This is a genomic window from Paenibacillus sp., assembly GCF_048976745.1.
Classification (GTDB): Bacteria; Bacillota; Bacilli; order Paenibacillales; family Paenibacillaceae; genus Paenibacillus.
Map to the genome: position 1 here is coordinate 147,581 of NZ_JBHGUU010000009.1, position 24,569 is coordinate 172,149.

General features: G+C 46.3%; 25 protein-coding genes. 21 read left to right on the forward strand and 4 right to left on the reverse strand.

What is annotated here, in order from left to right:
* The first annotated feature begins 147 nt into the window (after window positions 1-147).
* The 3 genes from ACE3K2_RS16280 to ACE3K2_RS16290 are packed head-to-tail and all read left to right on the forward strand — an operon-like array spanning window position 148 to window position 3,908.
* Window positions 148-1,296, forward strand: coding sequence for a GerAB/ArcD/ProY family transporter (locus tag ACE3K2_RS16280; protein ID WP_421892177.1), 1,149 nt, complete (start codon window positions 148-150; stop codon window positions 1,294-1,296).
* Complete coding sequence (locus ACE3K2_RS16285) at window positions 1,293-2,792, forward strand: spore germination protein (protein ID WP_421892179.1); 1,500 nt, start codon at window positions 1,293-1,295, stop codon at window positions 2,790-2,792. The genes ACE3K2_RS16280 and ACE3K2_RS16285 overlap by 4 nt, the downstream gene beginning before the upstream one ends.
* A 6-nt stretch (window positions 2,793-2,798) precedes the next feature.
* On the forward strand, window positions 2,799-3,908 hold the full coding sequence (locus tag ACE3K2_RS16290) for a Ger(x)C family spore germination protein (RefSeq protein WP_421892182.1): 1,110 nt from the start codon (window positions 2,799-2,801) through the stop codon (window positions 3,906-3,908).
* Between the two features lie 88 nt (window positions 3,909-3,996).
* Here the strand turns inward: ACE3K2_RS16290 and ACE3K2_RS16295 are convergent, their stop codons facing one another.
* On the reverse strand, window positions 3,997-4,662 hold the full coding sequence (locus ACE3K2_RS16295; RefSeq protein ID WP_421892962.1) for a phosphatase PAP2 family protein: 666 nt from the start codon (window positions 4,660-4,662) through the stop codon (window positions 3,997-3,999).
* A 172-nt stretch (window positions 4,663-4,834) separates the two neighbouring features.
* On the opposite strand from ACE3K2_RS16295, the gene ACE3K2_RS16300 reads away from it, so the two are divergent.
* A complete protein-coding gene (locus ACE3K2_RS16300; protein WP_421892185.1) occupies window positions 4,835-5,410 on the forward strand; it encodes a hypothetical protein in 576 nt (191 codons plus the stop codon).
* A gap of 188 nt (window positions 5,411-5,598) precedes the next feature.
* Here the strand turns inward: ACE3K2_RS16300 and ACE3K2_RS16305 are convergent, their stop codons facing one another.
* Entirely contained in the window at window positions 5,599-6,384 is a 786-nt protein-coding gene (locus tag ACE3K2_RS16305; protein ID WP_421892188.1) for an AraC family transcriptional regulator, read from the reverse strand.
* A 19-nt stretch (window positions 6,385-6,403) separates the two neighbouring features.
* On the reverse strand, window positions 6,404-6,985 hold the full coding sequence (locus ACE3K2_RS16310) for a LysE family translocator (protein WP_421892191.1): 582 nt from the start codon (window positions 6,983-6,985) through the stop codon (window positions 6,404-6,406).
* A gap of 206 nt (window positions 6,986-7,191) precedes the next feature.
* On the opposite strand from ACE3K2_RS16310, the gene ACE3K2_RS16315 reads away from it, so the two are divergent.
* The 6 genes from ACE3K2_RS16315 to mmsB all read left to right on the forward strand — a co-directional run bounded on the left by ACE3K2_RS16315 (window position 7,192) and on the right by mmsB (window position 15,638).
* Window positions 7,192-8,199, forward strand: a complete 1,008-nt coding sequence (locus ACE3K2_RS16315; protein WP_421892194.1) for a substrate-binding domain-containing protein — start codon at window positions 7,192-7,194, stop codon at window positions 8,197-8,199.
* 91 nt (window positions 8,200-8,290) lie between these two features.
* Window positions 8,291-10,159, forward strand: a complete 1,869-nt coding sequence (locus ACE3K2_RS16320) for a cache domain-containing sensor histidine kinase (protein ID WP_421892965.1) — start codon at window positions 8,291-8,293, stop codon at window positions 10,157-10,159.
* The gene (locus tag ACE3K2_RS16325; RefSeq protein ID WP_421892197.1) at window positions 10,144-11,472 is read left to right on the forward strand and encodes a response regulator transcription factor; all 1,329 of its coding nucleotides are present in this window, start codon (window positions 10,144-10,146) and stop codon (window positions 11,470-11,472) included. The genes ACE3K2_RS16320 and ACE3K2_RS16325 overlap by 16 nt, the downstream gene beginning before the upstream one ends.
* A 361-nt stretch (window positions 11,473-11,833) precedes the next feature.
* Window positions 11,834-12,919 carry a multiple monosaccharide ABC transporter substrate-binding protein gene (gene chvE / locus ACE3K2_RS16330; protein WP_347397566.1) on the forward strand — a complete coding sequence of 362 codons (1,086 nt, stop codon included), beginning with the start codon at window positions 11,834-11,836 and terminating at the stop codon, window positions 12,917-12,919.
* A gap of 21 nt (window positions 12,920-12,940) precedes the next feature.
* Window positions 12,941-14,491: a multiple monosaccharide ABC transporter ATP-binding protein gene (gene mmsA / locus ACE3K2_RS16335; RefSeq protein WP_421892201.1), complete on the forward strand. Its 1,551-nt coding sequence runs from the start codon at window positions 12,941-12,943 to the stop codon at window positions 14,489-14,491.
* Entirely contained in the window at window positions 14,475-15,638 is a 1,164-nt protein-coding gene (mmsB, locus tag ACE3K2_RS16340; RefSeq protein WP_421892205.1) for a multiple monosaccharide ABC transporter permease, read from the forward strand. Before mmsA ends, mmsB begins: the two co-directional genes overlap by 17 nt.
* Before the next feature lie 78 nt (window positions 15,639-15,716).
* Here the strand turns inward: mmsB and mgtE are convergent, their stop codons facing one another.
* On the reverse strand, window positions 15,717-17,087 hold the full coding sequence (gene mgtE, locus ACE3K2_RS16345) for a magnesium transporter (RefSeq protein WP_421892208.1): 1,371 nt from the start codon (window positions 17,085-17,087) through the stop codon (window positions 15,717-15,719).
* A gap of 190 nt (window positions 17,088-17,277) precedes the next feature.
* Here mgtE and ACE3K2_RS16350 point away from each other — a divergent pair, with 190 nt between their 5' ends.
* The 11 genes from ACE3K2_RS16350 (at window position 17,278) to ACE3K2_RS16400 (ending at window position 24,425) form a co-directional block, all read left to right on the forward strand.
* Window positions 17,278-17,982, forward strand: a complete 705-nt coding sequence (locus ACE3K2_RS16350) for a DNA alkylation repair protein (protein ID WP_421892211.1) — start codon at window positions 17,278-17,280, stop codon at window positions 17,980-17,982.
* A gap of 42 nt (window positions 17,983-18,024) precedes the next feature.
* On the forward strand, window positions 18,025-18,579 hold the full coding sequence (locus ACE3K2_RS16355) for a methylated-DNA--[protein]-cysteine S-methyltransferase (RefSeq protein ID WP_421892215.1): 555 nt from the start codon (window positions 18,025-18,027) through the stop codon (window positions 18,577-18,579).
* 219 nt (window positions 18,580-18,798) lie between these two features.
* Window positions 18,799-20,025 carry an amidohydrolase gene (locus ACE3K2_RS16360; RefSeq protein ID WP_421892968.1) on the forward strand — a complete coding sequence of 409 codons (1,227 nt, stop codon included), beginning with the start codon at window positions 18,799-18,801 and terminating at the stop codon, window positions 20,023-20,025.
* A gap of 127 nt (window positions 20,026-20,152) precedes the next feature.
* Window positions 20,153-20,563 carry a GNAT family N-acetyltransferase gene (locus ACE3K2_RS16365; RefSeq protein WP_421892218.1) on the forward strand — a complete coding sequence of 137 codons (411 nt, stop codon included), beginning with the start codon at window positions 20,153-20,155 and terminating at the stop codon, window positions 20,561-20,563.
* A 33-nt stretch (window positions 20,564-20,596) separates the two neighbouring features.
* Window positions 20,597-21,046, forward strand: coding sequence for a GNAT family N-acetyltransferase (locus tag ACE3K2_RS16370; protein ID WP_421892971.1), 450 nt, complete (start codon window positions 20,597-20,599; stop codon window positions 21,044-21,046).
* A 17-nt stretch (window positions 21,047-21,063) separates the two neighbouring features.
* Window positions 21,064-21,492, forward strand: a complete 429-nt coding sequence (locus ACE3K2_RS16375; protein ID WP_421892221.1) for a GNAT family N-acetyltransferase — start codon at window positions 21,064-21,066, stop codon at window positions 21,490-21,492.
* 175 nt (window positions 21,493-21,667) lie between these two features.
* Window positions 21,668-22,258: a DUF1361 domain-containing protein gene (locus ACE3K2_RS16380; RefSeq protein ID WP_421892974.1), complete on the forward strand. Its 591-nt coding sequence runs from the start codon at window positions 21,668-21,670 to the stop codon at window positions 22,256-22,258.
* Window position 22,259: 1 nt separating this feature from the next.
* Window positions 22,260-22,724 (forward strand): DUF6896 domain-containing protein, encoded by a 465-nt coding sequence (locus ACE3K2_RS16385; RefSeq protein ID WP_421892224.1) that lies wholly within the window; start codon window positions 22,260-22,262, stop codon window positions 22,722-22,724.
* A gap of 38 nt (window positions 22,725-22,762) precedes the next feature.
* Window positions 22,763-23,221 carry a hypothetical protein gene (locus tag ACE3K2_RS16390; RefSeq protein ID WP_421892227.1) on the forward strand — a complete coding sequence of 153 codons (459 nt, stop codon included), beginning with the start codon at window positions 22,763-22,765 and terminating at the stop codon, window positions 23,219-23,221.
* Complete coding sequence (locus ACE3K2_RS16395) at window positions 23,152-23,706, forward strand: GNAT family N-acetyltransferase (RefSeq protein ID WP_421892230.1); 555 nt, start codon at window positions 23,152-23,154, stop codon at window positions 23,704-23,706. The genes ACE3K2_RS16390 and ACE3K2_RS16395 overlap by 70 nt, the downstream gene beginning before the upstream one ends.
* Entirely contained in the window at window positions 23,703-24,425 is a 723-nt protein-coding gene (locus tag ACE3K2_RS16400) for a metallophosphoesterase family protein (protein WP_421892233.1), read from the forward strand. The genes ACE3K2_RS16395 and ACE3K2_RS16400 overlap by 4 nt, the downstream gene beginning before the upstream one ends.
* The last annotated feature ends 144 nt before the right edge of the window (window positions 24,426-24,569 follow it).

Genomic DNA, 24,569 nt, shown 5'->3' on the forward strand with positions numbered 1-24,569 from the left:
ATAAATCAATACTCGCTTGTTCCTATACATGGGACAGGCGGTTTTTTATATTGTGGTGCATAAAATGCAGATTAATTTACATACTGAATTAAAGCGACTAACTTAACTATGCTGTGAAATCTACTTTACTGACAAGGGGAGATTTCTGTGAACACATCCGGGAACCGCTACAGTATGTCACCCATTCATCTGTTTTTTGTGTTATACGTCAGTTTGGTCAGCGTGGGTTTGATGAATTTTCAATATAAAATGCTTCATGGGGCAGAGAATGACGGTTGGATCAGCATTGTGCTTGCCTCAGTGATTGTCGCCGTAGTTATTAAAATGATGTACGTCTTGTTGGGAAGGCAATCCCCGATCCAATCGACACTTGTACATATCAACCAACGTTATTGGGGGAGATATGTAGGCTCTATCATCAACTGGATTTTTATTTTGTACTTTGTGCTGGGTTCCTTTGTAGCCTTCCTCTCCTATGTTCATATTGTTCAATTATGGATTCTTCCTACCCAGAATATTGCGGTAATCAGTCTGGCGATATTGGTACTGGTCTATTATTGCGTGGCTGGCGGAATTCAATCGGTAACAGGCCTGTGTCTTTGGGGAACACTGTTCATCCTATTGCTTGTTTTTCCACAAATTTTTCTGGTGGCATCCTATTTGCATCCTCGTAATCTGCTGCCAATATTGGATCATGATGCATCCTCCATTTGGCATTCAACACGCGATATGCTCCACGAATTTATCGGCTGTGGTATTCTGCTGGTCGTTTATCCTTTTATCAAAACACCCGAACGTTCCGTCCGATGGGCTTATGCAGCAGTCATTACAGCCGCAGTGGTGTACCTCGTTTTTTTCACATTTACCTTTATGTTCTTCAGTCACGGACAAATGAAAGAGCATCTGTGGCCAACACTCAGCCTAATCAGCATTATCGAAATGCCCTTGATCCAGCGAATGGAGTATCTGGTGTTATCCTTCTGGTTACTGAAAATGTTAGCGATCATTGCGTTGGGGCTCTGGGCAGCCTGCCACTGTCTGAAGTTAGAGAAATCGATCAGACCCAGCCTGGGTCTCAAAATAGCTACGGTACTCTTTGTGATTCTCATCATGGTCATCCGAAATAGCACCCAAATTGACATGATGACAGAAGTATATATGCGAACAGGAGAAGTATTGATTTTCATCTATCTGCCGCTTCTTTTTCTGGTCTCTCTGTTTCGAATCAATCGGGGGCAGTTCGCCCAGTCAACGAAAGAGACACCAAACCGCACGGGGAAAGGCGATGAAAAATGAACTTAACTGATCATAAGCAAGAAAAATTGTTGGAATCCATTCCAGATGTACTTGCAGCCTGCGATCGTTCCGATGATTTCATGACCCAGGTTATAACTATTGCCGGATTGCCTCTCGAATTTAACTATTATAAAACGTTGGTAGACAGTCATTTGCTGGAAGTTGTAATTCATGCGTTACAAGAGCGAAGTGTTACAGGAACAACAGTAAACTTTCCCGATCTGTTAAAGCATATCCCTCTTGAGGAATCGAAAATGACGGATCAGAGCGATGAAGTGTTGCAAGCTCTCCTTCAGGGTAATCTGGTGATTCGGTGTCGTACTCAGGAAAAGAAAACCATTCTTGTTCCCATGACAGGCAAGGAAGGGATCCGAAGTAACAATGACACCGAGAATGAGTTCAGTGTAATAGGGCCCAAAGTTGGCTTCGTGGAATCATTGGCAGTTAATCTGCACTTGATTCGCATGCAACTGCGAACAACCGACCTGATTGTAAAGGAAATAACGGTGGGGTCCTTGTCCCAGTCCAAAGTGGCCGTACTTTATGTGGAAGGCATCGCCAATCCAGATAATGTGACCCGAATGGAAGAGAGACTGAAGGGCATTCATTTTGATGTTGTATTTGACACATCGCAACTGGATCAACTGATTGCAGATAATTCGTTCACGCCGTTTCCATTATTCACTACAACGGAGCGCAGGGATCGAGTTGTCTATGCACTCATAACAGGCCAAGTCGCTGTGATTAGTGACGGATCTCCCTCTTTTATTACAGGTCCATCGACATTGTTTGATTTTTTTGTCTCTCCAGAGGATTATTATCTGCCTTGGGCTCTAGGTTCCTTTTTTCGCCTGATCCGCATCTTTGGAGTGATTTTCTCCTTATTCGCTTCGGCGCTGTATGTGGCTTTAATGACTTTTCACTACGAAGTTGTACCGAAAGAACTATTAGGAAAATTGATTTCTACCAGACAAAGTGTACCCTTTCCTCCATTTTTTGAAGCGATATTTCTGGAAACGACAATTGAATTTTTGCGGGAAGCCGGCGCGAGATTACCCAATCGGATCGGACAGACCCTCGGCGTGGTGGGGGGGATTATTTTGGGGCAAGCTGCTGTAGAAGCTGCGCTTACAAGTAATGTGCTGATTATTATTGTGTCCTTGTCTGCGCTTGCTTCGTTTGTCACACCGATCTATAAAATGTCGAATGCGATTCGTTTTTTACGCTTTCCGATTATTCTATTAGCTTCACTCTGGGGCGCATTTGGCATTGCGATTGGGCTTTGTTTTTTGCTGGTTCATCTGTCCCGTTTGAAGTCCCTGGGTTCGCCATACATGTCGCCTTTTTTCCCCATGCGGTTTAATGATCTCAAAGACAGCCTGATTCGAGCATCTTATGAACAGACGACTACCCGACCGAGTTATTTGAGACCACTCTCGTTCATTCGTTATAAGCCCGGTAAAGTGCAGCCAAGAAATCGTCTGGACGAGGAGTGATTAGGGATGATCCGCATCGGCAAAATCCTGATAATCGTAACGATCATGTTTCTACTCAGTTCCTGTAAAGATACCAATATCATTAACAATATCAGCCTTGTTTTAACTTCTGCGTATGATATTCAAGACAGCCACATTCATAACAGTGTATTAATCGGGGAGTATAGTGACAAAGACAAAAGTGATGTTAAATTGATGGAGATCGATTCGGCGAATAGTTTCGACGTTGTAGCAAGAATGAACATGCAGTCAAAGGAACCAATCGAATACGGTCAGTTGAGAGTGATGGTACTCGGGGAAACGTATGCACGTCAAGGCATTGGAGATATTTTACGTGTTCTGTTACACAATACCAAAGTGTCCAGACGGATGCAATTTGCCGTTGCTGAAGGCAAGGCACTGGATATTATTAAAGCATCCATGCCATTTCATGATCCGTTATATCTGATGAAACTGATTGAGCAAAATGCCAATTACGCTAATCTTCCTCATTCCAGTCTGCATCAGACATTGTTCCAGTATTTCAGCAAGGGGCAGGATATTTATCTTCCAAGGCTTACCCTTAATAAACAACAGAAAATTGAACTGAATGGGTTGGTCATATTTAAGGGTGAGGTTGCCACGCTTCAGATCACGGAGGAGGAGGGACTGTGCTTGAAGCTACTAACGGAGAACGCCAAGAACGGCAAATTTTTGGTACCCATCACGAGTGTTCCGAACTTGGAGATGTCCTCTCAGAAGGAACATCACTATGCATTGCTTAAAATTTTGTCTTCCTCTGTAAAGCATCGTTGGTCTTCTGATCGGTCATCAGAGACTTTGGATACGATCATTCGAATCAATGCTTCTATTATTAAGGATTCGCAAAATGACTTTCTCTTATCAAGTAAGGACATGAAAGCTCTGGAGTATGAAGTTCAAAAATATATTGAATCCAAAATTAATCAATTGGTTCGAAAATGTCAGTCGGAAAATGTGGACCCTGCTGCATTCGGAGATTATGTAAGAAGTCGCAGCCGTCACTGGAACAGTCAAACATTTTATAAAAACTACCCTACGATGGATATTCCAGTTCATGTAGATCTGAACCTTGTACAAGATGGGATACAGGAATGAGTGTAGACAAATAAAACCAAGAAATACCCGGCGATCCTTCCGTTAAGGAAAGCCGGGTATTTCTTGGTGTAGTGCAATAGTGAGCCGCCTAGGCCAGTTTTCTGCTTTGCAGTTGGGACATGCGCTCCAAATGACGGCGGTAAAACCATATGCATGTGGAGAGCCAGCAACCACTCAAGAAATATCCGCCGACGATATCACTTGGATAATGCACACCCAAGTAGATACGACTTATGCCAATGGTCAGTATAAATACGGCGCTGGCAATAATCATCAGCACACGGCCCGTGACGGTGGGTACATGTTTCCAGATCAGAAAGGCCAGTCCACCATACAGGCTAAATGCGGCCATGGAATGCCCACTGGGGAAGCTGTAGCCGCTCACTTCGATGATCCGGTTAATGGTAGGTCTGGCACGCTGGAATACCAGTTTGAGCAATGCATTTAACAGGGTTGAACCGGCGAGCACACAAGCCAGGAAGAGTAGTTCGCGTTTGTGTCGCAGATAGACGTATAACACAATCATGGCGATGATGGTAATGAAGACTACAGGCATTTCACTGCCGATCCAGGTAAAAAAGTGCATGAATTGCGTCATGCCGGGGGACTCCAACCCCTGAATCCAGCCGATCAGCGTATCATCAAATCGATGAATCTGGTTGTCGCTGATGGACAGGGCGATGCTTACAAAGGCGAGCATGCATAACGCTGCAATGAGCAGCGGGAATGAGATATTCTTTTTCCAGTTGTGCATCAAATGTTGAGTTCCTCCGTGAACGTTGATTTCGTATGTTGTGTGCTTGCTTATGTCAGACATAACGATATTTGTATTGTGCTATAATTTTACAATAAATATAGCAACAATAAAAATATGTAACCTTAACAACGTTTGTTCAAGCAGAGAATGTAGGAGGGGAGCGATCGGAATGAAACGACGGTTGGTGATGTTTATGTTGGTCCTACTGTTGGTTACGTCTGGGTTAGCTCTATTTCCCGGAGAGAAAATGTATGCTTGCAGTTGTGTGGAGAGTGGTGTCCAAGAGAGATTGAAGACAAACACAACTGTATTTACAGGAGAAGTGGTGAAGAAAGGACAATCGCAGCAATCGAAGCATGATGGCATGTTAAGAGAGTATATCTTTGATGTAGATACGGCATGGAAGGGGGTTAACGCCAAAAAGATGAAAATCATCGCGAGTGACGGTGGGTCTGAATCATGTGGTATTCAATTTGAAAAGAATCAGTCCTACCTGATCTATGCTCATCAATATGAACTGGATCATAAGCTGCATACGAATCTGTGCAGTCGCAATGTTCTTGTGGAACAAGCCGGAGATGACTTGAAATTGCTGGGCGCAGGCAAGGTTGTAAGTAAAGAAGATTTTGGAGAAACCAGTGATGGCGGGCGAAGTGGACCTTTCGATCTCATCTTATACGGTACAGTCATTTTATTAGCAACTTTGGCAGTTTTGTGGTTTTGGAGACGAAAGAAAAGAATCTAATTGCCCAAGGACGGAAAGAACCTGAAGAAGCGTAGCGTTCGCCTAAAAGTTTTCTGAAAGAAAGCTGCATCGAAAGCATACGCTATCCCCGGATTTTACCTTTATAATAAGGGATCAAAAAATCTGGGGATAACAGCGATCAGAAGGTTATTCTGTCATCGGAGTGGCCAGTGTAAATATTCATTAGTTCAATTTTTAAAGTTCAGCTGCAACATGTATTCATAAGCTGTAACGCCAAATACCCGTTTGAAATGCCTATTCAGATGGGTCAGATCCACGAATCCGCAATCGGCAACAGCAGTATATACGTCCTTCTGCTTTTCGATGGATTGACGGGCACGTTCCACCTTGCAGTTTAAGAAAAACTGGTAAGGGGATATGCCGGCTTGTGCCTTGAATTCACGGATAAACTGAAACTTGGACATGCCAAATTCGGAACTGAGGTTGTCCAACTTAAGTACATCTTCGGTGCTGCAAAACATGATTTCCTTGGCTTTTCGAACCAGACTGTCCTGGGGCAGCCAGAGCTTGGTATCCATCTCCTTCTGAGCCAGAAGGTGAACCAGATCGAAGACCCGTTCGCTGCACTCGGCTTCGTCCTGTCTGTGTTGAACAGCATCGTTCAGCATCAGGATCTTACATGCAAGCTCGGGATCATAAACGATGGGGCTTCCAAAACGCAATTCCTTTTTGCCAATAATCTCCTCAACCAGATCCGGCTTCAAATACAGCATCACATAATCAATGCCAGCTTTATCATAGGAGCTTCCATCATGGGACTGTTCACGATTGAACAACATGACGCCATTTTGGTGAGAAGCCTGATATTGTCCGTCCAAATTGTATTGTTGAATGCCACGTAAAGTCACGCCAACCGCATACTCTTCGTGGCAATGTTTTTTGTATGCAAAATCAGTAAAGCTGGCGGATAGTGCCAGCACGTCTTGCGACTTTTTGTAGTTAAACCGTTCCATGCAGCACACCTCCCAAGCTTTAGATCAATCCCGATACTATAATGGCTGAGTATAACAAAAAAAGGGCCATGAGAATACTCAGTAATTTTTGGTGCCGATTCAGCAGCGTTCTGAAAACCGTGCCAAACACAACCCAACTGGAATAGGCCAGAAAACCAATGAAGGTAATGAGCAACACGAACATAAACGATGAGAATGAACTTTGATAAAAGGGCAATACATAGCTGGGAATGACCGTGAACGTAAACAAGACCACCTTAGGATTCACAAATTGCATGATAAAACCGTTCCAGAACCCGGTAACTTGTTTTGGTGCATCCTCGGTGGTACCCATCTTGTAGATCTGGTACGCCAGATACACCATGTACAGGCCGCCGACAATCTGCATCACCTTCAGGATTCCAGGCAAGACGCCGGCAAGAAGGTGATTAAGAAATGCTGAAGCGGCAAGCAACAGACCAAATGCCAGTGTAGCTCCCCAGACATAACGCATTGTTTTTCGTGCGCCAACGATCTGTGTAGAAGAAAGAATTACAATATTGCTGGGGCCGGGGGTGAATGTAACAACGATGCAGTAGATTAAAAAAGATGCAAGATTCATAATGATGATGCTCTCCTCTGGCTGTAGTCTAGTTCCATGATCATACGTTCAGAGGGAGAAATCATATAGTACATTATTGCAGCAGATACACCGTTAGCAGCAGGAGCTTTCTTTTAAAAGATAAGGGGTAGTTTTCTTTTTGTATGATTGCGTTTACAATTTAGACGATGTACACGGTGATCAGACTACTTGAGGAAGTGAACGAAATGAAAAAAATGCTGCTGGTATACATTTTACTAATCTCAGCCTTTGCGTTGTATGTGTTGAGATTCGAATACAACAGTCAGGTAAACAGTTCATGGGAGGACCGTGGGCTGCGTGGTGATATCGGGGAGACGTACATCATGATTACATTTCAGTCCGGGCTGGAGTATTGGAAGAGCCCGCTCAAAGGCTTCGAAGATGCCGGGGATGCGCTGGGCGTGACCGTTGAATATCGCGGTGCTACCCGGTATGATGCGAAGGAGCAAACCATGGTAATTGAGCAGGCCATCGCTCGTAAACCAGCGGGCATTGCCATATCTGCGATCGATCCGCAATCGCTAGTTCCAGCGATTAACAAGGCAATCGACGCAGATATCCCTGTGGTATTATTTGACGCGGATGCACCTGGTAGCCAGGCCTATTCTTTTCTTGGGACAGATAATTACAAGTCGGGTGTAATGGCCGCCGATAAAATGGCTGAACTGCTGGGTCGTGAGGGAAAGGTCGCGGTTGTAACCTCGCCAGGACAACAAAATCATGAAGAGCGGACAAAGGGCTTCCGCGATACAATCAAGGAGAGATACCCTTCCATGCAGGTCGTTGAAGTTGCAGATGGACACGGTGATGCGATGGTATCCCGAGACGAAACCCTGAGAATGATGAAGGAACATCCGGAGCTGGCGGGTATTTTTGTAACTGAAGCTACCGGAGGAGCAGGAGTGGGGGAAGCCGTTCAGACTTCGGGGGACAGACATCCATTGCAGATTATTTCGTTTGATACGAACAAGGATACATTGGACATGATCAAGAATGGTACGATCTCAGCTACGATTGCACAGGGAACCTGGAATATGGGATATTGGTCACTCCAATATTTGTTCCATCTGCATCACCAATTAACAGTTCCTGCCCCTTCTTCATCCGGTGAAAATGCACCGCTTCCCGTGATGGTAGACACAGGGATCTCTGTGGTGACACGATCCGATGTGGATGACTACTATGCCAAATAACATGGGGAATTTCAAGAGTCCAAGGCCGTGGAGCAGGAGAGCGATTTTTTCCACTTTCAGGAATGGGATTCGGCGTTTACGCTTGCGTAATATGCCCCTTCGCTACCAGCTGATGCTGCTTTTTCTGTTATTCGCCATTGTACCTTCCGTAGGACTCGGGTTGCTTGTGAACTGGACGGTGGAGCGGGTAGTTGAGCGGCAGGTTGAAGGGCATACCATGCAGCTGATTGGCAAAGTGAATGAAGCGTTGAACAGCAAAATGGAGAACTTACAAAACATGACCTATTTGATCGCATTTAACCCGGATATTGCTGCTTTTATGGACGATAACATGCCACCAAACGATGATGCAGACATGGAACCAATGAACATGGACACCCATGCTGAAACGGAGCAAAACCGGTTATATGGCATCAAACAAACCTTGCAGGGGTTCACAACGTTGTATCCTGAAATCGCCGGGATTGTTCTTGTTAATGAACGTGGTGACTATATTAGCAACGAGATGTATCCCCGGGCGGAACAGAGCCTGATCCAGGAAAAATGGTATCAAAAAGCGTCGGCCAATCCTGGCATTTTCATGGTATTGGGTCAGCCAAAAGAGCGTAATCTCACAACACATGTACGGTACAAGGATGATGAGATTGTATCGGTTGCACGTTCCATAACGGATGAAGCGTCAGGACGTGTACGGGGCGTTATTATGATTGATCTTAAACTAAGGTCGGTCTCGCAGGCTGCCCGTAATGTAACCTTGGGGAAATCCGGTTATGTGATGGTGACGGATGCAGAGGGTAAAAGTGTATACAAGCCTGAACATCCGCTAATAGAACACATCCCCACAGACTGGTTCCCCTCCGGTGAGAGTGGAACGTTTACCGCCGAAACAGAGGGTGGAACGTTATTATTCATGTATCAGTCGTCTACCTTTACGGGTTGGAGAACAGTAGGGGTATTTCCCACAAGAGACTCAATATCCGAAGTACGCCAGATCCAGTTTTATGTGGTTAGCTTTGTATTTGTGGTGTGTTTATTCGGTCTGAGCGCTTCTTTATGGTTCTCCCGTTCGATTGCTCAGCCCATTTTCCGGCTCATGTCCTATATGCGCAGGGCGGAGACCGGCAATCTCAGACCAGGCCGCTGGAGCGATCGCGCTGACGAGATTGGCATGCTTGGCAACAGTTATAACCGAATGCTTGCACAGATTAGACAACTGATATCACTAAATGAATTGCGAGAGCGGCAGAAGCGCGACGCTGAAATGCGAAGTTTGCAGGAGCATATCAAACCACACTTTTTGTACAATACCCTGGATACGATTCATTGGATGGCACGCAAAGAGGGTGCAGAAGATGTGTCCGGCATGGTTGGCGCGTTATCTCGATTATTTCGCATAGGGCTTAGTAAAGGACAGGATTACATTCCGCTGCACTCTGAGCTTGAGCATATGACCAGCTATATGCAAATTCAGCAGACACGATACCGTGATCGTCTTCAGTATACATTGGATATTCCAGCGGAACTCAGGGACCTGTTCGTGTTAAAGCTGCTGCTCCAGCCCCTGATAGAGAATGCAATCTATCATGGAATCAAGGGCAGACGTGGGCCAGGACACATTCGGGTGGAGGCCAGATTGGAACATAACAGACTGCTGCTGACCGTTCAGGATAATGGAGCAGGAATGTCCAATGAGCGGCTTGCCGAGATGCAGCATCTGCTCGAAGCTCCTCTAGCAAGTTTGGAAGCGTCTTCGCCTGGGATGACAGGCAAAAGTTATGGAATGTTGAACGTGCAAGCCCGTCTCAGGCTCTCCTTTGGCGATGAGTACGGTATTGCACTGGAGAGCCAGGAAGGTGAAGGAACTCGTGTGACCATCATTCATCCGTTGATGCGAGAGCTCCCACCCATCCAGCAAATCAATCACGAAGAGAGGCAGGAGAATGAATGGGAAAATTCATAAAATCGACCGTGACAACTTCCACTGTGATAGATGAGACATCCGAATCAACCAAGGTAATGGAGATTACGCCGGATAGCCACATGGCAAAGAAATACCGCGTGCTCATTGCGGATGATGAACCGATCATTCGTGAAGGGATTCGGGATGCCATTGACTGGACAACGCTCGGGATGGAAGTTGTAGGTGAAGCGGAAGATGGCGAGGAAGCGCTGGAACGGGCGGCTGACTTGGGGGTGGATATTGTTCTCGTGGATATGAACATGCCATTCCTGAACGGAATCGAACTAATCCGCGCCCTTCAGCAGAAGTGCCCGGGCTGTCGTTATCTGATCATCTCGGGACATGATGAATTTGCATATGCACAGGAGGCGGTGCGTCTTGGCGTAGAGGATTACATCTTAAAGCCTGTGCAAGCAGAGCAATTATATGCAGCACTTGAGCGATTGCATCAGCGACTTACTGAAGAGCAGCAGAGGACGGCTTATGTACAACAGGCAGCCCATCAGATTGAACGTAATATCCCGCTGCTTCGCCAGCGATTTCTGCTGGAGTGGCTGGAAGGGCAGGCGGAAGGGAAGGATCTGATAGAGCAGCTTGTGTTTTTGCGTCTGCCCCCCGTCCCACCTGTGCAGATTGGGATGGTGCGCTGGCCTGCCGCTGAAGCGCGTCAGACGATACTGAGAGAGAATGATCGTCAGTTGTTTCTGTTTGCAGTGGAAAATATAATTAGTGAACTCTTGGCAGAACTGCCGCATGTTCTGTTCCGGGACGCAAGCGGGTTGATCGGCATGTGTCTGTGGCAGGAGGCACCCGAAGAAATAGAGTCCCTTCTGGAACAGCAGATCAGCTCTTGCCTGAATATTGCCATTCATGCTCATGTGGAGACACATGCAGGGACACTGGAGGAGACGCCGGATACGTATCGTCATTGCCGTGAGCGGGTATACGAAGAAGTGCAGTTGTCCCCTCTGGTTCGCCGGGCGAGACAACTTATTCACGAAGAGTATGCCGAGCGGGAACTGACCTTGGAATCACTTGCTTCCCGTCTACAAGTATCTGCCGTATATCTTAGTCGTGTGCTGAAGAAAGAGCTGAACGATTCCTTTGTCACGCTTGTCACACATGCTCGCATTCGCAAGGCTACACAGTTATTAGACTCAACAACACTTCCGATCCACACCATAGCTGAGCGTGTAGGTTATGACACCCAGCATTATTTCAGCACCGCGTTTAAGAAAACAATGGGCATTTCGCCTGTGCAATATCGAAAAGACGGAGGGACGGCTTATCGTCCTTCAGTGAATCGAATATAATATGTAGCATATGAGGCCAATCATAAGACTTACCTCAACAGATCTAACCGCAATACGTAATCATTAAGACGTATGATGAATAAGAAGGATGTGTTCTACTTCGTGTGAAGCGAAGAGGAGCATGTCCTTTTTTTTTTGACTCTGGAATGGTATCTCATGGATCACACTTGTACTTTAAGCGTTTCCATCAAAAGTTAAATTTTTATAAAAAAGGTTCAAAACGTGCAAAGACCTTGCAGTATCTCCAATGCTACCATTGGTCTCAGACAGGAACACCAAGCAACAGAATGTACCACATGCATTGTAAGCGTTATCTTATAACTCATTCAGAACCGTTGATGTGAGGAAAGGGGAACTTCATATGAAAAAAGGAGCAATGCTCATCTGGCTTCTGGTGATGACCTTGATGCTCTCGGCCTGCAATCTGGCAGAGAGTGGGCCAGGCAGCAAGGAAAAGGGCTATGTCGGTATATCAATGCCAACCAAATCATCTGAGCGATGGGTGGGAGACGGGGAGAACATGGTCCGTCTGTTTCAGGAGCAGGGGTACAAAACCGATCTTCAGTATGCTGAGGACGTGGTTGAAAATCAAATTTCACAGATTGAAAACATGATCACCAAAGGTGTGGATGTGATGGTCATCGCGTCTGTGGATGGCAACACATTAACGGATGTGATCAAGAAGGCACATGATGAAGGGATCCAAGTGATCTCGTATGATCGGCTCATTCGTAATACGCCTTACTTAACCTATTACGCCACGTTCGACAATTTTAAGGTGGGTGTGCTTCAAGCCTCCTACATCGAACAAAAACTTGGGCTCAAGGATGGAAAAGGACCGTATAACATCGAGTTGTTTGGCGGCTCCCCAGACGATAATAACGCCTATTTCTTTTTCGACGGCGCGATGTCTGTACTGAAGCCGTACATTGAATCCGGCAAACTGGTTGTACGCAGCAAACAGATGACGATGGCCCAGATTGCGACCTTGCGCTGGGACGGTGCATTGGCCCAGTCACGGATGGATAACCTGCTGAGTGCCTATTACTCAGGTGATCATCTGGATGCCGTGTTATCTCCGTATGATGGAATCAGTATTGGTATCATCTCATCCTTGAAAGGTATCGGTTACGGCACTTCGAACAAACCGCTGCCCGTTATTACAGGACAGGATGCCGAACTTGCCTCGATCAAGTCAATTGTGGCCGGGGAACAGACCCAGACCGTGTTCAAGGATACGCGGAAGTTAGCCGAGAAGACGGTAGAGATGGCCAATAGCATTTTGCAAGGGAAACAGGCGGAAGTGAATGATACAACATCATATAACAATGGCATTGAGGTTGTTCCGGCATATCTCTTGGATCCTATCTCCGTGGATCGTACAAATGTGGAGCAGGATATCGTGGGTACCCAGTATTACACGAAGGAAGAAATTGGATTGAAATAATAAGTGAAAGGAGCACACCCCATGGCCGGAATCATTCTGGAAATGAAGAACATCACCAAAACCTTTCCTGGCGTTAAAGCACTGGAAAATGTCAATCTGAAAGTTCGTGAAGGCGAAATTCATTCCATATGTGGCGAAAATGGCGCAGGTAAATCTACGTTGATGAAGGTGTTGAGTGGTGTATATCCACATGGCACGTATGAAGGCGACATTTTATTTCAGGGCAAGAAATGTGAGTTCAAGGATATCAAGCAGAGCGAGGATCTGGGAATCGTTATTATCCATCAGGAGTTGGCCCTGATTCCCTACCTTTCGATCGCGGAAAATATATATCTGGGCAATGAGCGTGCCAGCAGAGGAATCGTTAACTGGAAGGAAACTTTTGTAGGTACACGGGAGCTACTCTCGAAGGTGGGACTGAGCGAAAATCCAAACACGCTGGTATCCAGCATCGGGGTAGGCAAGCAGCAACTGGTCGAAATTGCGAAAGCGCTCTCCAAGAAGGTACGACTGCTTATTCTGGATGAGCCAACTGCTGCGCTGAACGAGGACGACAGTGAAAATCTGCTGCAATTAATGCTGGAATTCAAGAAACAGGGCATCGCCTGTATCCTGATCTCGCACAAGCTGAATGAGGTATCCAAGGTGTCTGATTCCGTAACCATTTTACGGGACGGCAAGACGATTGAGACGTTGGATATGAAGAAGGAAAAAGTGACGGAGGACCGGATTATTAGCGGCATGGTAGGACGTGATCTCACCAGTCGTTATCCGGAGCGTCATGCCACCATAGGTGAAATTATCCTTGAAGTGAAGGACTGGACGGTATATCACGAACATCATGCCGAGCGGAAAGTACTGGATCAGATCCATATGAACATCAGACGTGGTGAGATTGTAGGTATTGCCGGGCTGATGGGCGCTGGGCGCACCGAGCTTGCCATGAGTATCTTTGGCAAATCCTATGGCCGGAATATTACGGGACAGCTTATCAAGAATGGTAAGCCGATCCAGAATAATACCGTCACGGAGGCCATCCAGAACGGGTTTGCTTATGTGACAGAAGACCGCAAGGAATACGGACTCATTCTGATGGATGACATCAAGCGTAATATTTCCTTAACGGGTCTCGGCAAGCTGACGCGGAACGCGGTAGTGAACGAGCGCGAGGAAGTGCTGGTCGCGGAAGAGATGAAGAAAAGCATGAATATCAAAGCACCAAGTATTTTGCAGAAGACCGGTAATCTGAGTGGTGGCAACCAGCAAAAAGTGGTGCTGAGTAAATGGATTTTTGCCGGACCGGATATTCTTATCCTGGATGAACCTACCCGCGGTATTGATGTGGGAGCAAAATTCGAAATCTATACGATCATTCATCGGCTTGCTGCTGAAGGCAAGGGCGTACTGGTAATCTCATCCGAGCTTCCGGAGGTTCTTGGCCTGTGTGACCGGATCTATGTAATGAATGCCGGACGAATCACCGGTGAAGTCAGCCGGGAGCAAGCATCGCAGGAAACGTTGATGAGATATATGACCAAGTCTGGAGGCGGCAAGCATGGAAATGATAACTAAACTGTTCAAAAATAATATCCGTCAATACGGCATGATTATTGCCTTGGTAGTGATTATGCTCTTGTTCGAGGTACTGACAGGCGGGCTGCTGCTCAAGCCGATTAATATTACGAATCTGATCTTGCAGAACAGTTACATTTTGGTGCTGGCGATCGGAATGGTGCTGGTCATTATTACCGGGCATATTGACCTGTCTGTTGGTTCCATTGCAGCCTTTGTCGGTGCCGTTGCCGCAATTATGATGGTGGATTGGCAGCTTCCGGCTTGGCTTGCGGTTATCGCTTCCTTGCTGGTTGGCGCTTTAATCGGTGCATGGCAAGGCTTCTGGATCGCGTACGTGCGGATTCCGGCATTTATCGTGACGCTGGCAGGGATGTTGCTGTTCCGAGGTTTAACGATGATTGTGCTGGAGGGGCAATCGATCTCTCCTTTCCCGGGTGGATTCCAGAAAATAAGCTCGGGCTTCCTGGCGGACATTCAATTCTCAGGCTTCGGTCTGGTATCCATCATTGTGGGTCTTGTGCTCACCGTCTGGTACATTGTTAATGAACTGCGGGAACGCCGTTCCCAGCGAAAATATGGATTCGAGGTCATTTCACAGGGACTGTTCTTGCTCAAGTTGATTGTGGTGGCTGCTGTGACAAATCTGTTTACGTTTGTACTCGCAAGTTATGCAGGTATTCCGAATATCCTGGTCCTGCTGTTTGTCCTGATCGTTGTATACTCCTTCGTGATGAATCGTACCGTTATGGGACGTCATGTGTATGCGCTTGGAGGTAATGAGAAGGCTGCAGGTCTGTCCGGAGTCAAAACAAAAAAGGTAACCTTCTGGGTGTTCGTAAACATGGGTACACTTGCCGCGGTATCCGGGTTGATCTTCGCCGCACGTCTGAATGCGGCTACGCCAAGAGCGGGTACCAACTTCGAGTTGGATGCCATTGCGGCTTGCTTCATCGGTGGTGCTTCCGCTTCAGGGGGCATAGGTACGGTATTTGGTGCCATCATCGGTGGTTTGGTTATGGGTGTGCTGAATAACGGGATGTCCCTGATTGGTCTCGGTATTGACTGGCAGCAGGGCATTAAGGGATTGGTACTGCTGCTGGCTGTAGCGTTTGATATCTATAATAAAAATAAAAGATCAGCGTAACACTGGGATAAAAATAAAATGAAAAAACAGACCTAGATCTCAGGATCAGGTCTGTTTTGCTATATGCAACACTTTGATTTACATCAAGGCATCGAGAAAACGTGTGGCGATTCCAAAATAGATAAACAGGGACAAGATATCATTCAATGTGGTGATTAGTGGGCCAGAGGCGACAGCAGGGTCGACTTTGAAACGACTAAGCAGAAGCGGAATACAGGTACCGGTCAGTGTACCGATGACAAGAGTGAGGAACAGAGACACCCCAATAATGGCGCCCAGCAGCCAGTCCCCTTGCCAGAAATAAGCAATGACGGTGATCAGTAATCCACATACCAGGCCAATCATGGTACCTACTTTGATCTCCCGACCAATCAGTGCAAGTACGGTGGATTTGTCGAGTTTGCGTCCGATCAATCCGCGTACTACAACAGCCAGAGACTGTGTTCCTGTGTTCCCCGTCATACCTGCGATCATCGGCATGAAGAATGCCAATGCGACTACCTGATTCAGTGTATCCTCGAAGAAATCCACGATGCTTCCCGAGATTAAGCCAATCAGTAGCAATAGAATGAGCCAGGGGAGTCTGCGTCTGACGGCAACAAGTGGTTTGGTATCAAAGTCGATATCCTTACCGCCACCACCCATCTTGGCCAAATCTTCACTGGCTTCATCCATAATAATATCAATGACATCATCCATCTGAATGATACCGCATAACCTGTGATTCTCATCCACTACCGGAAGCGCAATAAACTCATAACGCTGCAGAAGCTGTGCAGCTTCTTCCTGGTCCATATCTACCGTTGCATGGATCACCCGCCGGTTCATCAGTTCTTCAACCTGGGTCTTGTCGTCTGCCAAGGCAAGAGACCGATAACTCACGACACCGACCAGTTTGCCTTCGTCATCCGTCACATAGAGGTAACTGGAGGCGGAGATATGCATGGTACCTTGCGATTGCCGTAAGGCTTCCTTCGCTGTCTCGTGAGAGAGCAGGGTCCGGTAACGGTCTGTCATGATACGCCCTGCTGTCTCCGGCGGATAATTCAGTACAGACCGAATAATGGCAGAGTGGTCCAGGTTCATGTTGGACAGCAATTCTTCTCTGCGTTTGGCAGGCAAATCGTGCATGAACCGGATCAGATCACTCTTGTCCATTTGCTGCATGACTTCAAGTGTTCGTTCCGGCCCAAGTCGTTCAAACAATTGAATCTGTTCTTGCAGCTTTAGGGTCTCGGCGAGATCGGCCAGAGCATCGGGTTTGAACAAGAGCAGAAACCGATTGGTTTCTTCTTCAGGGAACTTTTTATATACGAGTGAGAGGTCGTAGGGATGCAGTTCTTTCACCAATTTATAGAAATCGGGAAGGTTCCGGGATTGCACATGTTGCACGAGTTGTTCGGTGATCTCCTCTACGGAGAAATCTTTCTTGGTATGAGGTCCGTTCATCTCGACACTCCTTTCTAAACGGTTAGCTTCATATTTTTAAACGAAATCGGTTGGCGGTTAAACAAATGAAGGGAAAAGAGCGCACCCAAAATGATATTGTAATCTTGCTCAAACATTCGATATGGGCTTACAAACAGCCGCTGCAAGGATATACTTGTTGTACAGCAACAGGCGAGGAGGATATGCGCTAGTGGAAGCAGATATCAGAACACAATTGCTCAGCATGGTTGAGCCGGAGTATCAGAAATTCACGGCTGCACTGATTCCCAACATCACGAATGTACTAGGTGTAAGGTTGCCGGCCTTACGAAAGATTGCCAAGCAGCTTGCTGCCGGGGACTGGCGCACGTATCTGGAGACGGCAGACGATGAATATTTTGAAGAAGTGATGTTGCAAGCCATGGTCATTGGACATGTTCAGGCGGATCTGGACGAGCTGCTGAAGGCTATCGAGACATTTGTACCGAAGATTGACAACTGGTCGGTGTGCGACAGCTTCTGTGCAGGACTGAAATATACGAAGGTGCATTCGGAGCCGATGTGGGCATTCTTGCAGCCGTATCTGAAATCAGATCAGGAATACGAAATCCGCTTTGGCGTAGTAATGCTGTTGAATTTTTATCTGGATGAGAAATATATTGATCGGGTTCTAATCGCATTGGATCAGATTCGACACGAAGCTTATTATGTGAAAATGGCGGTTGCATGGGCCATCTCGATGGCTTATGTGAAACAACCTGAGGTGACTCTGCGTTATCTGAAGCATAATTCCTTGGACGATTTTACGTATAATAAGGCGCTTCAGAAAATCACGGAATCGTATCGCGTTGATCCGGAGAACAAGCAGATGATCCGCAGTATGAAACGTAAGGTGAAGAAACAGAGTATCTCCTAGTCCTAACATGAAGCATTTCACTGGGGAGAGGGCGTTAAACGAATGAGGAAAAAGTTAATGTACACCACGATGCAGTTGGACGGTCGACCATGGGTGCTAATCGCTACGGAACAAGGATTGTGCCGAGTGGTCATGCCCAACGAAACAATGGAGGACTGGAACGGCTGGTTAAAGAAAATTGCACCGGGCGTGGAACTGGAAGAGAACGAACATGCGCTGAAACAAACAGGCATGATGGACTGGTTGCAGTCGTATTTTGCAGGGGAATCGATGGCTTATACAGATACCATCCCACTGGACTTGATCGGAACGAACTTCCAGCAGGAGGTATGGGGAGAGCTAGGGCGTGTGCCTTATGGTGAAATTCGGACCTATGGTGACATCGCTGCTGCGATTGGAAGACCTTCGGCTGTGCGCGCAGTTGGGGCTGCAAATGGGGCCAATCCGATTCCGGTTCTGTTACCCTGCCACCGTATTATTGGGGCCAATCGCAAGCTGACCGGGTTCCGTGGAGGGTTGGAGATGAAGCGCAGACTGCTGGATATCGAACAGATTGAAGGCGTGACCGATGGAGGGCATGCGCGGTTTCATTTTTAATGGAAGAGGGACATAGAAGATTAAGGTGATATGGACAGGGCAGGCACTTCATTGTGTCTGTTTTTTTGCATGTATTAATGTAGCGTAATACAAACGTTCCGCATATGGAACACCAACGTTTTACGTATTTTTGCACGATGAAACGGTATGGTACCATGGATCATAGATCAATCAGTATCCGGAAGACGTAATGTCGGGTGAGAAAAGAGGGATGACATGATGAAGCAGGCGTATTGGTTAACAAATGTGACTTTGGAGCGGAGTTATGTTCGGGAAGGGGAACAGGTGACAGGGACTCGGACAAGCCCTGGTCATCTGCGGATTGAAGATGGAGTGATCGCGGCGATTGTGGAAGGAAACAACCCGCTGTCTAGCGATCTGCCACAAGTAGATGGCAAGGGACTGTTGTTGCTGCCTTCGTTCGAGGAGTCACATATTCATCTGGATAAAACGTACTACGATAGGCCGTGGACAGCGGTTAAACGGATCTCCAGTATTTTCGATCGTATTGAGGAAGAGAAGGTTCTGTTGCCCAAGCTGCTGCCAGATGCAAAGCTTCAAGCGGAGCGTATTCTGACCTTGATCCAGGGGTATGGCTCCACTCATGTACGTAGTCATTGCAATATTGAACCCGTCAGTGGGTTGAAAAGACTGGAAGCGACGCGACAGGCTTTGGAATCATTTTCGGGCAAAATTTCTTCGGAAATCGTAGCTTTCCCGCAGCATGGACTGCTTCGCTCCAATTCAGTGGAGCTTATGGACCAAGCGATGAAGGAAGGTGCGACACATGTGGGTGGACTTGATCCGCATACCGTGGACGAAGATATCGAAAAATCACTGAATGCCATGGTTGAACTGGCTGTTCAGCACCAGGCGGGTATAGACATACATCTGCATGATGGCGGGCAGGCCGGTAAACAAACACTGCTGGAACTCGCTAATCTGACTGAAGCAGCAGGGCTTCAGGGCAAAGTTACGGTAAGTCATGCGTTCTGGTTTGCCCGCGCAGAGCAGCAGGAAGCAGAAGATATGGCGCAGCGAATGGCTTCGCTTGGCATGAGGATTGCTTCCACGGTGCCCATTGGCAGAACGATGATGCCTCTACCCATGCTCCACCGTATGGGCGTGAACGTGAAGCTGGCGACAGACAGCCTGACGGATCATTGGTCTCCTTTTGGCAATGGGGATCTGCTTGAGAAAGCGGGACGCTTCGCAGAACTATACGGATATAGCGATGAATTGTCCTTGTCTCAATCTCTGGCATTCGTTACAGGGGGGATCACACCGCTGGATTCACAAGGGCAACAGGTATGGCCGAAGGTGGGAGACACCGCGAGTTTTGTATTGGTGCATGCAAGTTGTTCGGCGGAAGCCGTTGCACGGCGATCTGCGCGGCAGGCCGTATGGCACATGGGGCAATTGGTGAGCGGATCGACAGCGAATTGAGGAATAGAGAGCGGGTACAGCCACGGGAAACCGTGGTTTTTTGGTATGGAAAAAAAGAGGAAGGAACTGTTCGCAACTACCACATTTTGGGTTATGATGGACGTAGTTAATGAAGGGAGCAATACGTATGAAGATTGAATATGCGACGGAAGCGGACTACGACTATATCTTGGATAGAGATCGGCATATCCATCAGGCACTTGTGAAAACGAAGATTCGTGAAAAAGAAATATTCATCCTTTGGAACGAGGACGAGGGATCAAGAATTGGATGGTTGAGGTACGGTTACTTCTGGGACAACCTTCCTTTCATGAATATGATCTGGATTGATGAACCCTATCGAAACGGTGGAATTGGCAAAAAAGTGGTGCATCACTGGGAAAATCTAATGAAGCAACAAGGCTTCGATACCGTGATGACTTCAACGCAATCAGACGAACATGCCCAACACTTCTATCGAAAGCTGGGATATGTTGATGCAGGAGCTCTGTTGCTGGATACACAACCCTTGGAGATTATATTGATCAAGAAAATCTAGTGAATAAGCCTGCAAGGAGAGAGGATTGTGGATATGGAGCAAGTGACGCTACAACCTGTAACCAAAGAAAATGAACTCGAGTGCATTAACCTTAAACCGCGGGAAGATCAGCTCGATTTGGTCGCAAGCAATGCCGATTCATTGATTCATGCGACAAAGGAGATTACGTCCAAACCATATGGCATTTTTGCAGAGGATCAGATGGTCGGTTTTATTTTGTTTGATAATGAGATTTACAATGACGGGTATTACTGGATTCTGCGCTTCATGATGGATGAGAAGTACCAGGGGAAGGGTTATGGGAAACTTGCTATTCAAGAAGTGATTCGGATGTTGCAAGATAGAAGTGATTGCAGGCAAATCAGGGTATCCCATGTCCCGCATAATATTGCGGCAAATACGCTGTATAAGCGTTGCGGGTTTCAGGATACGGGTGAATTCGAGGACAACGGTGATATCATTCTAAGTTATCAAGTGATGTAATAGGGAGGGCAAGCTCGATGATAAGAGAGGCAGAAGCCAGGGATGCAGCGGTTATCGAAAGGCTGTATACAGAATTATTGCCAAACAACGTAAACACAAAGGTACTGGAAGAGCGGATTGAAGAGGTGCGGAATAATCCAAACAGTTTCTTGTTCGTATATGAACTGGATGATCAGGTGATCGGCACGGCTCATTTACATATTTGTCTGGATGCTTTGGTGGAAAATAGACCCTTCGGTGTAGTTGAGCGGGTTATCATTACGGAACAAGTGCAGAGCAAGGGATATGGTTCTGAATTGATGAAATATGTAGAGCAGGTGTGTGTGCAGAAAAATTGTGTAAAGGTGTTTCTGACAAGCGGATCATCTAGAAACGAAGCACATCATTTTTATACGAAATTGGGGTACAACGGAGAATCCAGCAAGGCATTTAAAAAGTATTTATAACATTCATTCATCAGGGAGAGGAAATAGACAGCGCAAAATGAAAGATAACAAACATCCGGTTCAAGATCTCCGATTCATTGTTACCTTGCTCGTGGCTACTTGTTGTTGTTTAGGTGCTGTGATGTATTTACGTCACCAAACGGATACGAATATGTATCGCTTTTTAAGCTGGGATATGTTCCTGGCATGGGTACCCTTCATCATCTCATCCTGCATTGGGTACATATTCAATAAAAAAGTAACAAAAATGAGCGCGATATGTATAGGGTTGATGTGTGGAGTATGGCTCTTTTTTCTGCCCAATGCGGCCTACCTTTTTACAGAGATCCTGCACTCATTCCGATATTTTGATGCTCAAGGGGAGGTCAGGTTTTGGGTTAATATTGATTTTTGGTATGGACTCACCTTGACGTTTGCTGTAGCGATCATCGGATTGCTGCTCTCAACTTGTTCGATTATTCAAATCCACGGCATGTTAAACAAATTAGTACATAAGTACGTTAGCATGGTGGTTGTGGGCGTTATTCTGCTATTGAGCAGTATAGGAGTCTACATTGGCAGATTTAATCGGTGGAATTCGTGGGATGTATTATCCCGTCCTGGGAAGATCTTCGTGGATCTTGTGAATGATTTCAATGCAGCGAACAGCATTATGGTTGAGTTTGTCGCCATTGTATTTACGGTTCAACTTTTTGGCTACGTTATTTTAAATTTGCTAACCGCAAGGTCTGGCAGTTCATCTTCATTTGAAAGGCAAAGGATCTGAAATGATGAAATCAATAACGCAGGAAATTACAGAAGAATTGTTGGCTGTGATGGATATGTACCAAAGAATCGCGCGGCAATTGATCGACCAATTGATATTGGAAACCGATCAGCCTGATCGGACGGCAATTCTTGCAGGGGCGTACCATTTGCTGTCTAATGCGGATGTAATCCATGGAAAAGAAGAATTAACGGGCAACTGGTATTTTGATGTTCACGGCGAGCACTGTATGTTCAAGAATACAGAAACTGGTCAGACATTGGAGGTTTCCCTTGGTGGACCAGAAGATGTGGGCAACATGGACCCCTACTTTTTTTACAATTTTATAAAAACAACGCCAGAGCTTGCATACCTGACTTCGTATTTCGAGAACCCGTTTAAGGACATGTTGGATTTCTTTGAACGTTTGGAAGCGGAGCATGTGTTATTTCATGTTCACGGGGTGGCGTATCGAAAGGTTCTTTAATTGCTGTACATGTAATTAGAATTGAGGAGGTATGACGTATGAGTTTAACGGAATGGTCAGCAGATATACTTCAATATGATCTGTCGGATGAATATTCGATTCGCAGAGCTGATTTTGCCGAATGGGGATTATATTGCACGGTTTATTATGATATGCGTTATGTCGGATTTTTCAGAGAAGAAGAGTTCAGTTCTTCCAAGATCAGTGCGTACTGGATCTACAAGGGGGAAAGCAAAATAGGTGGCGTGAGAATGGAGCCAAACCGGATGTATCATTTGTTTTTTATTCCGCCATTCCAGCAGAGCTTTGAGATATTGAAACTTCTGAAGCATAAATTAATACAGTGGTCGGATCGCACCAAACGCATTCTGACCTTTGAGATTCTTCCGGACCAAGTCGATCTGTTCGCACGAGCAGGTTCTGGCCAGTGGAGTTCAGATGTCGCTGGATGCAGCGGCCTACGGATTATTTTGACATCGAATGGGACAGCAGGGTAACCGTGAAGAGTCCAGAGATTATTGAAAGTGAAACCGGCACCAGAAAATATGTGAATGAAGATGAAATTGCTCAATGTGACCTGGAGAGTTTTGCAGGAAGTCTTGAGGCTACACGAAGGAAACATACCACGCTTGCAGATTTTATTCCAAGTGATGACCCTAATTATACAAATGAGATTCTAACTCGAGCCTCCACGCTTGTATACGATCAGGAAACGGGGCAGCTGATTGCCAACTGTCGTCTTTGTCTGCAGGATAATCAGGCTGCCGTATATAGCATAGGGGTTCGGCCGGCATATAGAGGAAGAGGGCTTGCTACACTGATGTTACAGAGAGCCTTGAGTGCGCTCAAGGGTCAGTATCCCGTGCTGCGATTGTATGTGATGCAAGGGAATGATGCCGAGTCTGTGTATCTGAATCTGGGCTTTATTCCGGGCGTACAGGAGATTCAGACGATGTATATTCCTGAGGAGGAGTCACAATGAAGGTTGCCATCTTAACCGATATTCATGGGAATTTTCCTGCTCTGCAAGCGGTATTGGCTGATATCGATTCCAGAGGGGGAGTTGAGCATACATTTTGTTTGGGGGATATGATTGGCATTGGCCCTTACTCCAATGAAGTGATTGAGATGCTGTACAGCCGTAAAAATATGATAGCGATTTCGGGGAATCACGAAGAAGCCGTATTGAGTTTGCTCCAGAATAAGGGGCCATTAGAAGGGCATAAAGGCATAGCTGAGCACCACGAATGGATTGGTCAACATCTAAGTGCAGAATCGATCAAGAGAATACAAGCTCTACCGAAATTCGTTGAAAAAGAGGTAGAAGGACGTCGGTTCCTTCTGACTCACTATCATATGAGCAACGACAAGTTGGATGTCATCGATAAAGAACCATCCGGAACCAAATTGGACGCGAAGTATCAGGGAACGGCCCATGATTTGGTTTGTTTTGGTCATCATCATATTCTTCATTATTATAAGACAGATCAAAGAGTATATCTGAATCCGGGGGCTTTAGGCTGTAACGATCTTGCCATTGCCAGATATGGCATCGTGGATCTCCAAGAGGGCAAAGTGGACGTGAAATTCATTGGCGTTCCATATGACAACAGGGAGTATCTACAATCCTATGAACGGTTGAACGTTCCGGATCGGGCTTTTCTTTTGAAGGCATTCCATGGGAATCAGTTGGAGAGATAGGGTGGATAATTTCCCAATAGAGATTATGAAAAGATGCTTTAGGCACCGGTTGCTGCTAAAGCCTAACCTACATGCTGCGTGTGTCTGACACTTTATAACAATGGGAGAGTGGATTTTCAATTGGAAGACGTATTTACTCTAAAA

Bases quoted from the DNA above. Each gene is read 5' to 3' on its own strand.
- ACE3K2_RS16285 (WP_421892179.1), top strand. From the start codon at position 1,293: ATGAACTTAACTGATCATAAGCAAGAAAAATTGTTGGAATCCATTCCA.
- ACE3K2_RS16290 (WP_421892182.1), top strand. From the start codon at position 2,799: ATGATCCGCATCGGCAAAATCCTGATAATCGTAACGATCATGTTTCTA.
- ACE3K2_RS16295 (WP_421892962.1), bottom strand. From the start codon at position 4,662: ATGCACAACTGGAAAAAGAATATCTCATTCCCGCTGCTCATTGCAGCG.
- ACE3K2_RS16300 (WP_421892185.1), top strand. From the start codon at position 4,835: ATGAAACGACGGTTGGTGATGTTTATGTTGGTCCTACTGTTGGTTACG.
- ACE3K2_RS16305 (WP_421892188.1), bottom strand. From the start codon at position 6,384: ATGGAACGGTTTAACTACAAAAAGTCGCAAGACGTGCTGGCACTATCC.
- ACE3K2_RS16310 (WP_421892191.1), bottom strand. From the start codon at position 6,985: ATGAATCTTGCATCTTTTTTAATCTACTGCATCGTTGTTACATTCACC.
- ACE3K2_RS16315 (WP_421892194.1), top strand. From the start codon at position 7,192: ATGAAAAAAATGCTGCTGGTATACATTTTACTAATCTCAGCCTTTGCG.
- ACE3K2_RS16320 (WP_421892965.1), top strand. From the start codon at position 8,291: ATGCCCCTTCGCTACCAGCTGATGCTGCTTTTTCTGTTATTCGCCATT.
- ACE3K2_RS16325 (WP_421892197.1), top strand. From the start codon at position 10,144: ATGGGAAAATTCATAAAATCGACCGTGACAACTTCCACTGTGATAGAT.
- chvE (WP_347397566.1), top strand. From the start codon at position 11,834: ATGAAAAAAGGAGCAATGCTCATCTGGCTTCTGGTGATGACCTTGATG.
- mmsA (WP_421892201.1), top strand. From the start codon at position 12,941: ATGGCCGGAATCATTCTGGAAATGAAGAACATCACCAAAACCTTTCCT.
- mmsB (WP_421892205.1), top strand. From the start codon at position 14,475: ATGGAAATGATAACTAAACTGTTCAAAAATAATATCCGTCAATACGGC.
- mgtE (WP_421892208.1), bottom strand. From the start codon at position 17,087: ATGAACGGACCTCATACCAAGAAAGATTTCTCCGTAGAGGAGATCACC.
- ACE3K2_RS16355 (WP_421892215.1), top strand. From the start codon at position 18,025: ATGAGGAAAAAGTTAATGTACACCACGATGCAGTTGGACGGTCGACCA.
- ACE3K2_RS16360 (WP_421892968.1), top strand. From the start codon at position 18,799: ATGAAGCAGGCGTATTGGTTAACAAATGTGACTTTGGAGCGGAGTTAT.
- ACE3K2_RS16365 (WP_421892218.1), top strand. From the start codon at position 20,153: ATGAAGATTGAATATGCGACGGAAGCGGACTACGACTATATCTTGGAT.
- ACE3K2_RS16370 (WP_421892971.1), top strand. From the start codon at position 20,597: ATGGAGCAAGTGACGCTACAACCTGTAACCAAAGAAAATGAACTCGAG.
- ACE3K2_RS16375 (WP_421892221.1), top strand. From the start codon at position 21,064: ATGATAAGAGAGGCAGAAGCCAGGGATGCAGCGGTTATCGAAAGGCTG.
- ACE3K2_RS16380 (WP_421892974.1), top strand. From the start codon at position 21,668: ATGTTCCTGGCATGGGTACCCTTCATCATCTCATCCTGCATTGGGTAC.
- ACE3K2_RS16385 (WP_421892224.1), top strand. From the start codon at position 22,260: ATGATGAAATCAATAACGCAGGAAATTACAGAAGAATTGTTGGCTGTG.
- ACE3K2_RS16390 (WP_421892227.1), top strand. From the start codon at position 22,763: ATGAGTTTAACGGAATGGTCAGCAGATATACTTCAATATGATCTGTCG.
- ACE3K2_RS16400 (WP_421892233.1), top strand. From the start codon at position 23,703: ATGAAGGTTGCCATCTTAACCGATATTCATGGGAATTTTCCTGCTCTG.